The organism is Streptococcus rupicaprae, assembly GCF_040545225.1.
Taxonomy (GTDB): Bacteria; Bacillota; Bacilli; order Lactobacillales; family Streptococcaceae; genus Streptococcus; species Streptococcus rupicaprae.
Genome location: NZ_JBEPLO010000006.1, coordinates 1 through 12920 on the forward strand (window position 1 = coordinate 1; position 12920 = coordinate 12920).

Here is a 12920-nt window from a genome sequence, read left to right on the forward strand (position 1 = left end):
TCCTTGATGGTAAAGTCCGCCTCCACATCAGCCCGCTTGTCCTTGCGCTTCTTCTGCCCATGGGGACTGGCATAGGTTTCGATAATTTTGCCATCTAGAGCCAACTGCTTGCCAAAATCTGGTAAGAACTGATAGAGTTCTTCAATCGCCTCTTGTGCCCAAGCCTCAATCTCCCCCACCTCTTGTTCCAACTGTTGCTTGAAACGTGAGAAAGCAGAGCTTGATGGGGCATGAACCAGCTTTACAGTGCTGTTTTTCAGTTTAACCCCGTGGGTTTCAAAGCCACAGATTTGACGTAATTGGCTGTTCATATTGAGGTGACGAATGAATTGGGCGTCTGTCTTGAGCTGGAGAACGATTTGGGCAATAGAGGCAATGAAGAAGGATTGAACAGAATAATCTTTACGCCCGTGTTTGCGTTTAGCTTCTAAACGTTCCAGAAGGTCTGTTTCTGGAAGACCATCAAGCACCGCCAAAATTTTTTCCAAATCCCCAAGTTCTTGGTCCTCAAACAGGTTTAATTGTGTTATAATTTTCATAGTGAGACCTCGTTAATAGATTTATGCACTACTATTATAACGCTTTGACGTTGGATTGAGGCTCACAAATGGAAAAATCGCTACTTTTCGTGGCGATTTTTCTTTTTGAGGCCTTCAAAATAGGCACGGGGACTGGGCTGGGAAACAAGGGGAATGATTCAGGAGGTCTCATCACGCGTACGCATGAAGAAAATGCATGTAACCATTTTCTAGTCACATGCTTTTTTAGAAATTTTCTTGAAAATATTCCGATAGTCAGTACTATTCTGCTCATCTCACAGAAATGATACCACAATTTTTATCTAAAAAGAGCGCTACTTTTCCGAAAAATCGTTTTCTGAAATCTAATTTTTCTTCATGCGTTTGGCGTGGAGTCTCATAGCCTTCACCTTTTTCCTAGTTAACATGGCAAGATCTGATAACTTATTGCCAGCTACCAGGCCTTGACAAGACCATGATCTCATCTAATTCATTCCATTAAGGCAGGTCCAACCCAAAATCTTCGACCAGTTTTGCAATAAATTCCTCTAACAAATCCTTGTTGAGATCGTATTTGATCCCTTTATCTGTGACATTATCCAACAAAAGCTGGGCTGTTTGTAGCTTTTGAGTATGAAAGGAAACGGCTGGTCCCGAAATGTTCAAGCGCTTTGCAATTTCTTTGGTTTTTGCCCCTTTTTTCGTCATTTCAATCAGAACTTGATAGCGACTCAGATCACTGAGAACCTTCAGAATGCCTACCAAGGTATCGTCGTCCATCTCTTGAGAATTGGCTAGCAGAGACTCGCTATGACAAGACTCGTAGAGGCTATAAGTCTGCTCACCAAAGGAGATCAGATAAGACCGCATTAGCCAGGAACTTAGAAGGATAAGTTCAACATCTCGTTCACCGACAACTGCTTCGAACAAATCCATCTTGTAAAACGGAGAAAACCGATGACTGGCCACTCGTCTTTCTGATCGGGAATTAATCAAAAAGGGCTGATAGAGAGCGATCAATTCTTCTGAAAGCTTTAGGAGCTTGGTCATTTGCTCTTTTGGATGCTGGTAAAACCGCATAAACTGCCACTTAGCGGCCGGCGGCAAGAGAGAACCCTCGACAAACTCCCAGAAATCCAAGCCTTCTTTCCAAGGATTTTCAGCAGTTTCCAACAATCGCTTCAGGCAAATGACAATCGCTTCCTGCTCAAGACTAGCTATCAGCTGATGCGTTTCTTGGATTGTCTTTGGATCCTGACCTTGCTCACGCAAATAAAAGTAACAAACTTGCAACAGGGTCACTCCGTTGGCCTCCAAATAGAGCTCTGCTATTGACGAACGATAGGGTAAAAACAACTCAGACAATTGCTCCAAGACCCTGAACGATTCCCTTAACAGAGAGTCGTTCTTCACGCCTTGAAAGCTGTCACGATCGGGCTTTTCGACAAAGGCCGATAGAAACAACTGTTCAACAATTTCACTCCTATATGGTTCATAGATTAATCTCATGTCCCTTCTCCTCTTCCGATCTATCGGGTAAATCGACCTTCTTTCTACTAGTATACGCTAAAACAAGGACTGAAAGCAAAGCATAAAGGAGCGAAATTTCTGACGTTCCCCGAATCAGTAACACACCTGCAACCAGGACCTGACTGGCCACCATTCCCAAATAGCAAAGCGTGTCTACTCCTGCCCCAACTGTGGCCAAGTGATTTTCTGGAATCAAGCGGTAAAACAAGGCTGACATTTTGGGCTGAAATGCTCCAGCAGCAACTGCCCCTAAAAACGAGAAGAGCACCACCCCATAGACATTGACTATAAAATAGGACAGGTAGAGCAAAAGGGTTGAAAATAGACTGATCCTTAAAAGATTGATCATGCTGATTTTCTTAGAAATCGGACCGGTTAAGAGAGATCCTAGAATATTCCCCAGTAATTTAAAAATCACAATTATAGAAAGCGTCATAGCAGGACTGATCATAATGCTAGCAGGATTCTCCTTCAACATTAAGACTGACAAACTGGTCGTCGCAGTCCCTAGACCATTCCCAAGTGCTAAAAGCTGGACAACTAACTTTAGAAACGGGTATTTTGCCAAAGCTTGGTAGGCTAAGGCAAGACTCTCTTTTGTGTCTTTCAAAATTCCTTGTCTAGGCGTCGGCGCCTCAAGCGGTTGTTCCTCTAGCAATTTGAGGAAGGTCATTTTCAAGCTCAGCATCACCAAGCTACAGACCAAGAAAGTCCCGGCATTAAATAGAGCCAAATTTTGGTAGGAGAGAAAGCCAATCAGCAAGGCTCCGCTCGATCGAAAAACTACTGACAGGGCGGCATTGACACTTCGACTAAAACCAAACATGGCCTGCCGGTCTTCGTCTGGCACAATTCTCAAACTGAGAGGAATATATAACATGCCTTCGTACTGCCCTGCGATATCGGAGATAGTGTTGATAAGGCTAGCCACTATAACAATCCATAAGCTAGGTTGAAAACCCATCACCAAACCAACAACCAGATACAGAAGAGCCCGTATCCACTGAGTGGCAATAATGGTATCGACTTTATTTTTTGTTTTATCCGCCCATACACCTGCAAACAGGAGAGTAAAAATCGGAATCGTTTCAGACAAGGTCACTAGAGACAAGGCCAACTGCGTTTCTTTCAGCCTTAAAACATAGTCCATTAGTGCCAGATAATAAACTGTATCCCCAAAGTTAGACAACATATCCACCGAAAACACCGTCATATATAATCGATTACTTATTATTTTTCTCATATAAACCTCTTTTTTAAATATTTGTTTATATTTATTATACAAAAAGAGGAGGATCTGTCAACGAAAAATAAACAAATATTTACTTTTTGATAAATGTTTGTTTCCCGAAATGTCGATACGGAAAAACTGAGTATACGAACTACTTACCAATCTATCGTCCATTGATACAGTCGTTTAATCTGCCATCATCAGTTCTAAACACTTTGAAAGAAGATTGGAACTTTACTTTAAAGTACAGATTGACCACATCACCAGAACATAATCCATCCGTGACACATTAAAAGATTTTGAACAGAAGGTAACTCTCAATCGAGCACAAAAAAACTAGACACACGTCTAGTTTTTTATCAATTTCTACGGATTAAAAAGTCACGTATTCTTTTTGGAGTTCAAGGACTTCTTCAGCTGTTGAACATTCTGTCAGAGCACGGTGAGCGTATTCTTCCATCTTCTTGGTATCAAGAGTTTTCATCAAGCTACGGGTACGAAGGACTGAGGTTGCTGACATAGAGAACTCATCCAAGCCCATACCGACAAGAAGTGGCACAGCTTGTTGGTCACCCGCCATCTCACCACACATACCAGCCCATTTGCCTTCGGCGTGAGCCGCTTTGATCACATTGTTAATCAAGCGCAAGATAGAGGGGTTGTAAGGTTGATAGAGGTAAGACACCTGCTCGTTCATGCGGTCAGCCGCCATGGTATACTGGATCAAGTCGTTGGTACCGATGGAGAAGAAGTCCACTTCCTTAGCAAACTGATCAGCCAACATAGCTGCCGCAGGGATTTCAATCATGATACCCACTTGGATATCATCTGCTACTGCAACGCCTTCTGCAATCAACTTAGCCTTCTCTTCGTCAAAGACTTTCTTAGCCGCACGGAACTCGGTCAAGAGAGCCACCATCGGGAACATGATACGAAGTTGTCCGTGTACAGACGCCCGAAGAAGCGCACGGATTTGCGTACGGAACATGGTATCGCCTGTTTCAGAGATAGAGATACGAAGGGCACGGAAACCAAGGAATGGGTTCATTTCATGTGGCATGTCAAAGTATGGCAACTCCTTGTCACCACCGATGTCCATGGTCCGAACCACAACTGGCTTGCCGTTCATGCCTTCAAGCACTGCCTTATACGCTTCGTACTGTTCATCTTCCGTTGGGAAGTCTTGAGAATCCATATAAAGAAACTCAGTACGATAGAGACCAACCGCCTCAGCACCGTTCTCATTTACCCCTTCAACGTCTTTTGGCGTACCGATGTTGGCTGCAAGCTCAAAGTGTTTGCCATCCGCTGTTACGGTTTGAGCATCTTTCAAGAGGGCCCACTCCGCTTTTTGAGCAGCGTAGGCTTCACCAGCCGCCTTGAATTCAGCAATCACATCATCAGATGGGTTAATCACTACCTCACCTGTAATCCCGTTGACCGCCAAGACATCTCCATTTTTTACGAGTTCAGTAATGTTATTAGTGCCAAGAACCGCTGCAATCTCAAGGGTACGTGCCATGATGGCAGAGTGAGACGTCCGACCACCGATATTGGTCACGAAGGCCTTAACAAAGTTCTTATCCAACTGAGCGGTATCAGACGGGGTCAAGTCGTGTGCGATGATGATAGACTCTTCTGAAATGGCTGCTGGGTTTGGCAAGGTAACGCCAAGAAGGTTTGCCAAGACACGCTTAGCCACGTCGCGGATATCCGCTGCACGTTCTTGCATGTAGGGGTTATCATCCATCCCTTCAAATAAGGTAATGAACATGTCTGTCACTTCCTTGAGACCTGTTTCAGCATTGGTTTTCTTAGCACGGATCGTTTCTTTAATTTGACCGATCATTTCTGGGTCAGAGAGAACCATGAGATGGGCATCAAAAACGGCTGCCGCCTCTTCACCTAAGCTATCTACTGCTTTTTCACGGATAAGAGAAAGCTCGTTTTGTGAAGCTTCAAGAGCTACATCTAAACGAGCTTCTTCTGCATTTGTATCTTCAACTGTTACAGTTTCAAAGGACAAATCCGGTTGAACAAGTAGATATGCTTTAGCAACGGCAACACCATCAGATGCTGCAATTCCTTTAAGCAATTCTGTCATTCTTATGCCAATCCTTCTTTTTCCATTGTTTCTGTGATGGCTGCAAGTGCTTCATCAGCATCTGCACCTTCAGCAGAGATTGTCACGTCAGCACCTTGGCCAACACCAAGACTCATAACGCCCATGATAGATTTCAAGTTGACAGATTTGCCTTTGTACTCAAGGGTGATATCTGATGAGAATTTGCTAGCCGTTTGTACCAACAAAGTTGCTGGACGCGCGTGAATACCTGTTTCTGCCACTACGTGGAAGTCTTTTGAAGCCATTTGGTTTCTCCTTTTGTGTTTACATTTTTTGAATTATCAATTCTGATAACCCTTACAATTTCCAATTATACCATGTTTTTAAGTTTTTTTCAAATGTTTAACCATAGGTTTTCAGAAAATTATTTTGGCGGAGGGAGCCTTAAAACTTTCAGTGTTCTAAACGCTAACTTTCGCCGGAAGATACTTTTTATTATCAAAGAATTTAGGTATAATAGTCGTAAACATATATCTTACTTTACTTATCTTTTTAAAGGGCTTATTTATGAATCCATACATCGAAATTGTCAAGAATAACTTCCAACAAAGTTCACGAAAAACCTTGAAAGAATGCCTTTACGACGCCTTCAAAAAAACGATTCTTCTGAGAGAAATTCCAGCTGGGGAACGCATCAATGAAAAGGAATACGCCGAACTACTCAATATTAGTCGAACTCCGATTCGTTATGCCCTCCAAGAGTTGACAAAAGAGGGGCTGGTAGAGCATATTCCTAAGATTGGTACAGTTGTCAAAGGAATTAGTCTCGCCGATGCCTATGAAATTTTTGATATCCGTAAAGCCCTTGATACGCTGGCAACCTCTCGAGCAGCTCAGCTGATGACACCGCAAGATTTTTTTGAACTGAAGGAACTTCTGGAATACGGAGATTATCTCGATCGCACGGATCAAGTCGACCTCTTGCTACAAAACTTCACTGACTTTAATCACTTTATCTATCACAAGAGTCAGATGCCACGGTTACAATCGATAGCAGAATCCTTAAGAGAATACCTGCTTCATTTTCGTGATGTCTCTATACGGTCTGCTGATCGCCGGCATATTGCTTTAGAAGAACATTGGCAACTCTACAGCGCAATGATGCAAAAGGATGAAAAAACTATCAAAGACATCACCAGCATCCACTTGGATCATTCCCTTCGATTTATTCTTCAAGAAATGGAGAAACGTCAAATTGGTTGAGAACTTATCATCTATAGCACGTTTCGCCACAAATGCTCTGATTTATGAGGTAAGCCTCAGTCCTAAGCCCGGACTGGTCGACCACTTAAATAATGGATCTCACCATGACATGGATTTTGACCTCTTTATGGCTAGCACGACTAGCTTAAAGCCTTATTTTCAGTTATATCTGGAAGCTGGTTTTTCCCATAAAGGTGAGCCCGAAGCCTTATTTGACCCCCTAAGACGTTTAGGAATAGAAGCTGAGAAAGCCATGTTTCAGGCAACGCAAGGCATCAATACCCATAAAGGTGCTAATTTTTCCTTTGCTCTTATCTTGGGAGCAACGGGTGCCTTCCTCAGACAAACCTCGCTATCATTCCCCTTAACCGCTAGTCAGAGTGAACAGATTTTAGAAATGGTTTCTCAGATATCTTTCCGGGCTATGGAACGGGACTTTAACACGATTTCCGCTGATAATCCTTCCTATGGAGAAAGGCTCTACCTCGAACATGGATTCAGAGGCATTAGGGGGGAAGCCGCCACTGGCTACCCTAGCTTAAAGAATTTACTCCTTCCTGCCTTGAGAAAAGACTTGAAGCAATACTCCTCAGAAGAAGCTTTTCATCGTGCTCTCCTTCTTTCGATGTCCCAAATTGAAGATGGCAATCTCATTCACCGTGGCGGTATAGAGGGCTGGAGAGCTGTTAAAGAAGATTGCCAAGAGGCCCTAAAAAATAATCTTTCTCCTCAGGACTTATACCAATGGTTGACTGAGTATGATGCAATCTTAAGGTCAAAGCACCTCAGTCCAGGTGGAACGGCAGACCTTATCGCTTTGACCTATTATTTTATGCAGTTGGAGGGACTGATTACTTAGATATTGGAAGCTCGCTAAACATCGATGGAGGCTAATACACTAGCACTTAAAAATCAGAAAACCAAGCCTCTGATATGAACTGCTCCCTGTCAAGTGGACAACGAAATAATAAAAGATTAAGCAACGGCCTTGTTCCTCATTTCAAGAGGAGCGAGGCCGTTGTACTTCTCTTGGAATCGTTGATTATTGTAAAAATAGATATAGGCATCAATATCTGTGACCAATTCTTCAAAAGTCTTGTAAGTTTTAAAATCGTAGCACTCGGTCTTAAAGTGACCGAAGAAGCTTTCTATCGGAGCATTATCAATACACTTGCCAACACGGGACATAGAACGTGTTATCTGATATTGTGTGGTAACCATACGGTACTCTCTAGAAGTATATTGAGAGCCTCGGTCACTATGAAGAAGAGGTCTGGCACCAGGATTGGCTTCCATAGCTTTAGCTAGTGTTGTCATAACAAGCGGATTGTCATTATGTTGGCTGATATGATAGGCTACGATTGAGCCATCATAGAGATCCTTAATAGCACTTAAGTAGGCCTTACTGCCTAATCCGTAGGTCATAAAAGTGACATCTGTACACCATTTCTGATTAGGAGCAGTGGCAGTAAAATTGCGATTAAGGAGGTTGTCTTCGATATTCTGGTAACTGGTCTTTGTACAGTAACCTCTTGATCGGCGAATGACAGATTGATGTCCTAAGATTTGCATAAGACGACGAATGCGTTTCTTGTTGTAGTTAGTCCCTAGCAGACGATTGACGTTAAGCGTCATCCGACGATAGCCAAAGATGCCATGATGCTCATGATGAAGGTCTTTAATGTGACTCATGAGCTCCCTATTAAGCTTCTCTGACGTTGTTTCCTTATGGTTCAGCCACTTGTAATAGCCTGACCGAGATACCTTCAAAATCTGGCAAAGAGCACTGATAGATAGCTCTTTTTCCTCGTCATAATAATCCTTAAGGACTTGAAATTTCTCTAAGTGACGACCTAGTCTTACCTCCGGTTTCGACGTTTGATTTCTTCCAACTTTTTTAGCAGACCAACCTCCGCTTCTAAGTAACGAATTTTCTCCTCCTGTTGTTTTATCTTCAGTTGTAGTTCTTCCTCAGTAGTTAGGTTTGGTTTACTCTCAAGACCCTTACCACGGCGGTCTACTAAACCTTGACTACCTTGCTTTTCAAACTTCTTAACCCAAGAATAGACCTGCTGGTAGGAAACGCCATACTTTTCCATAGCTGCCTGATAATCCTTCTCATGAGCAATGGTAAAATTGACAATCTCAACACGCTCTTCAAAACTTGTCTTACGCCCCTGTCTCATACGAGTGCCTCCTTTACTAGTAGCTGTTAGTTCCTTACCACTAGTATACCTCTTTATCCAGCTCCTGAGAACATAGGTAGAAGAAATCCCATATTTTTGACAGATGGTATGTGTACTTCCCTTGCCATCAAGATAGTCTTCCACAGCAGATTTCTTTAACTCTGATGGGTACTTCTTCCAAGTCTGACTCTCCACAAGACCTTCAATGCCATTGGTTTGGTATTTCCTTATCCAATCTCTAACAGAATATTCTGAGGTACCATATTCTCTGGCTAACTGGTCTGCAGATTTCCCTGCTCTTTGATACCTTAAGACAACCTCTAATTTTTCTTCTACACTTTTTGGACTTCTTTTGGACATACGAAACCCCCTCATAGTTTCTAGTGAAATGTTTTTGTTATTTCACTGTCCACTATAAGGGGAGTATATCAATATATGACTTGGTTTTTCTTTATCACATTTTCTCTGTCAAACTCTGAACAAGCTCTTCGATTGTTGCATACATTTCTTCCAAAGAGTGTCTGCGGCTTCTGCCACAATTTTTGGCTGTGTCATCGCAGACAAAGCAGAGTCTCGGTAAAAGTCCTAAATCTTGCCTTGAAAGACTAAGCACTTCATCCTGACTTTCTCCAAGTGATAAGACATCAATATCGTAGAGCCTAGCCAAGTCCGATCCCTCTTCTATCACTATCATCATCTCCTTGATTTGTCTCAAGGGTTTTTCTACAAGCAGATAAGCCTCCGGGCCTGTCATCGGATCTACAAGTTCTTGATGACGGATGGCAATAGACTTCCTTTCCAACTCTTCTTGAATCTGGACTAGACCATGTTCAAATAAAGCCTTGATATAATGATTGCTTTTAATTGGACCTGGGATATTGCACTTAAAATTAATCAGGGTTGATTTCGGATAAACAGCCAGTAAATCTTTTTGTCGGGAAACCCGCTCATCTCTTGCTTGCAGAACATCCTGCAAAGATACTTGGGAGCCAGTCGAAAACATACTCTTCCTCCAATTTATAAAACATAACAGGAAGCGATTGAAAGTGATCAGCTTCCTCTATTTTTTATAGCTTTATTTATAAGGCGTAGTGGGGTTAAGTGTCAAGTGTTTGGAGTAGGAAACCTTTAAGATGATCTAGAAAGGCAACCATCCATACCAAACAAACTGACTTCAAACGCCTTCAAATGGAATTCAAAAAAGGAAAATAGTGAGGAAAAATCAGACGTTTCCAGAAACTAATTTTCCCTCACTCCTCTTATAGTTATAGCCTATTATAAGAACATCCCAAAAATGATACTTCCGATGACAAGCACCAAGCCACCACCCAGACGAGAAGATAACTGGGCGTAAGAAATCAAGTCCATACGCTCTGCGGCACCAAGCACTGCCAAGTCACCAGAACCACCACGGTTGGCCATACAAAGACCGGCTGTTACAGCAGAATCAATTGGGTAGAAACCAACCAAGTAACCAATCACAGCTGAACCTAGGATGGCACCGATAACAATCATGAAAGCCATCACGACGTTTGAGAAGGTAATTGCTGCAGCTAATTCTCCAAGGTCCGTGTCAACACCAACTCCGACCATAATGATTAAAATCATATTTTTAGTGAAAAAGCTCTGTAGAACAGTTGCGGCTTTGCGTACATAGGCTGGAACCAAACCAGTTGCATTGGCAATAACAACAAAGATAATCATGTAAGCAAAGGTATGAATAGAAACACCGAAAATAGATGGCAAGAAGGTTTCGCTAAAGAGACGGCCTAAGGCATAGAAAGTCAAGGCCAATAAGAAGGCTCCCCCGTAATCAATCATTGAAAGTTTGATGTCTTCTTTTTTAACCTCAATCTCATCACTCTTTCTCATCAAGGTCTTACCATCACCTGTCAAACTGGTTACTTTTTTACCAATACCATTAAGGACACCTGCTGTAATAATCGCAAAAATGTTCGCGATAGTCAAAATGGTAATAGCAAAACTGTAGTAGGTTGCAGCCGGTTGACCAGTTGTTTTTTCATAAATTTGACTGAGAGGCACCGCACCTGCACCGTTACCACCACCCATGATAGGAAGGACGTACTTGATGACAACATCAGCTGGGTTAATTCCAAACAAAAGTCCTGTAATAATCCCCAGTAAAGCAGCACCTGCAACACCACCTAAGATAGCTGGAATGTAACCAGCCATAGAACGAAGCAATAGCTTGCGTTCCAAACCTAGGATAGATCCCGTAATCAGCATAACGATGAAAAGTGTCAAGAAATTAGCATCTTCCGTTGCCCATTTCATGGTATCAACATATTCTTGTGGAATTGTGTTGAAATAGACCAAGGCTGAACTTCCGAGAAAGGCAAGAACCAGACCGCCACCGATATAAGTATTCCAGAATGGAATCCGTTTACCGATTTCATTGAAGACAACCCCAATAGATAGCATGATAGCAAAAGCACCTGCTAAATCATGTGACAAGGCTCCTGTGTACATCGCAGTTACACAGATAGCGATTAACCCAACCACCAGAACTGGTGGCAAACCTAGAAATTTCACGTTTTTCATGAAATATTCCTCCCCTTTACATTAATTTAAACTATTTTTAACGGTATCAATAAGGGTACCATCTCGGTACTCAATGAGAGCAACCACCTTGTCCCCATATTCAATCGGTTCAGGGGTACCTACGATGGCATAAGCTTTTTCCTGTAATTCTTTAATTGTGAATTGAGGAACTTTAAGGTCCTTGAAATGCTCTACCAAATCAGGACGATTAGGATTAATAGCAATTCCAATTTCAGTTACAATAATATCTACACTGGTTCCTGGTGTAATGACTGTGTTAACCTTTTCAACAAAGGTAGGGATTCGACCACGAACAAGTGGAGAGATAACTAGACTCATCTTGGCTGCAAAGGCTGTATCACAGTGACCTCCAGAAGCGCCACGAATGAGGCCATCTGATCCTGTCATAACATTGACGTTAAAGTCTGTATCGACTTCTAAAGCAGATAAGATGCAGGTGTCTAGTTGATTGATCGCTGAACCCTTGCTGAGCGGAGAAGCGTACATGTTGGCATCAATTTCATAATGCTTACCTGCATTACGGTCTAGCGAAAGGGCCGATGGATGATCAAAGTCTTGAACATCAATAATCTTCTCAACAAGACCTTCTTCCAAAAGCTCAACCATCGCATTGGTAATGCCGCCAAGTGCGAAGCTTGCCTTTATCCCGTCTTTAATCATCGCTTCCCGTATAAACCGTGTCACAGCTAGGGACGCTCCTCCCGTTCCTGTTTGGAAGGAGAACCCTTCCTTGTAGTAAGGAGAGTTGGTAATAACCTTAGCAGCATACTCAGCAATCAGGAGTTCCTTAGGATTTTTTGTAAAGCGTGTAGCCCCTTTGGCAATACCAGCTGGATCACCAATCGCATCTACCAGGACAACGTAGTCCACGTCTGTTTGAGGAATGCTTATTGGGGTGTTGGGATAAGGGACCAAGGTATCTGTGATGATGACCACCTGATCCGCATACTTGGCATCCACCATCGCGTACCCCAGAGAACCACAGGTCGCTTTGCCCTTGGTGCCATTAGCATTACCATAAGCATCTGAACTTGGTGCTCCCAAGAAGGCCACATCAATATGGATATCTCCACTCGTAATCGCTCTTGCGCGTCCACCGTGTGAACGAATGACCACAGGATTTTCCATAATACCACTTGAAATAGCTGCTCCGACCTTGTCACGCAGACCACTTGAGGTGATATTGGTTACTACACCACTCTTGATATGGTCAATCAATGGCGCGTGGACATTGGCGATTGAGCTCGGTGCTATAGACAGATTTTTAATGCCCATCTTGGCAATTTCGTCTAAGACCATGTTCATGACATAGTCACCTTCTCGGAAATGATGGTGGAAGGAAATTGTCATGCCGTCTTTAAGTCCCGTTTTTTCAATCGCTTCCCGAATGGAGGAGAGCAATTTTTCATCACGAGGCTTGACTGGTTTTATGCGACGGCTGGATTCTTCATAGTCTTTTATGTTAGCCAGTTCACCCGAAAAGACACCATACTGATCCGCATATTCTGCTGGAATATCACGTCCTAATGTATTTAAGACCATCT

General features: G+C 42.7%; 11 protein-coding genes. 2 read left to right on the top strand and 9 right to left on the bottom strand.

Annotated features, from left to right (window positions below):
- From ABID29_RS03465 to ABID29_RS03485, 5 genes are all read right to left on the bottom strand, one after another.
- Positions 1–539 (bottom strand): transposase (locus tag ABID29_RS03465; protein ID WP_354364430.1); only part of this gene is annotated, 539 nt, incomplete at its 3' end.
- Between the two features lie 477 nt (positions 540–1016).
- Positions 1017–2027, bottom strand: a complete 1011-nt coding sequence (locus ABID29_RS03470) for an ArsR/SmtB family transcription factor (RefSeq protein ID WP_354364431.1) — start codon at positions 2025–2027, stop codon at positions 1017–1019.
- Positions 2011–3291, bottom strand: coding sequence for an MFS transporter (locus tag ABID29_RS03475; RefSeq protein ID WP_354364433.1), 1281 nt, complete (start codon positions 3289–3291; stop codon positions 2011–2013). The genes ABID29_RS03470 and ABID29_RS03475 overlap by 17 nt, the downstream gene beginning before the upstream one ends.
- 361 nt (positions 3292–3652) lie before the next feature.
- Positions 3653–5383, bottom strand: coding sequence for a phosphoenolpyruvate--protein phosphotransferase (gene ptsP / locus ABID29_RS03480; RefSeq protein ID WP_354364434.1), 1731 nt, complete (start codon positions 5381–5383; stop codon positions 3653–3655).
- Positions 5384–5385: 2 nt separating this feature from the next.
- The gene (locus ABID29_RS03485) at positions 5386–5649 is read right to left on the bottom strand and encodes a phosphocarrier protein HPr (RefSeq protein WP_168549411.1); all 264 of its coding nucleotides are present in this window, start codon (positions 5647–5649) and stop codon (positions 5386–5388) included.
- A gap of 262 nt (positions 5650–5911) precedes the next feature.
- Between ABID29_RS03485 and ABID29_RS03490 the strand changes: the two genes are divergently transcribed.
- Both ABID29_RS03490 and citG read left to right on the top strand, forming a co-directional pair.
- Positions 5912–6607, top strand: a complete 696-nt coding sequence (locus tag ABID29_RS03490; RefSeq protein ID WP_354364436.1) for a GntR family transcriptional regulator — start codon at positions 5912–5914, stop codon at positions 6605–6607.
- Complete coding sequence (citG, locus tag ABID29_RS03495; RefSeq protein ID WP_354364438.1) at positions 6600–7466, top strand: triphosphoribosyl-dephospho-CoA synthase CitG; 867 nt, start codon at positions 6600–6602, stop codon at positions 7464–7466. Before ABID29_RS03490 ends, citG begins: the two co-directional genes overlap by 8 nt.
- A 116-nt stretch (positions 7467–7582) precedes the next feature.
- Here the strand turns inward: citG and ABID29_RS03500 are convergent.
- The 4 genes from ABID29_RS03500 to citF form a co-directional block, all read right to left on the bottom strand.
- A protein-coding gene (locus tag ABID29_RS03500) for an IS3 family transposase (RefSeq protein ID WP_354364440.1) occupies positions 7583–9153 on the bottom strand; the annotation gives its coding sequence in 2 pieces (ribosomal slippage) (positions 7583–8496 and positions 8496–9153; 1572 coding nt in all).
- A 94-nt stretch (positions 9154–9247) separates the two neighbouring features.
- Positions 9248–9796 (bottom strand): citrate lyase holo-[acyl-carrier protein] synthase, encoded by a 549-nt coding sequence (gene citX / locus ABID29_RS03505; protein ID WP_354364442.1) that lies wholly within the window; start codon positions 9794–9796, stop codon positions 9248–9250.
- 272 nt (positions 9797–10068) lie between these two features.
- On the bottom strand, positions 10069–11355 hold the full coding sequence (locus ABID29_RS03510) for a 2-hydroxycarboxylate transporter family protein (RefSeq protein ID WP_354364444.1): 1287 nt from the start codon (positions 11353–11355) through the stop codon (positions 10069–10071).
- Between the two features lie 21 nt (positions 11356–11376).
- Entirely contained in the window at positions 11377–12918 is a 1542-nt protein-coding gene (gene citF / locus ABID29_RS03515) for a citrate lyase subunit alpha (protein ID WP_354364446.1), read from the bottom strand.
- Between the last annotated feature and the right edge of the window lie 2 nt (positions 12919–12920).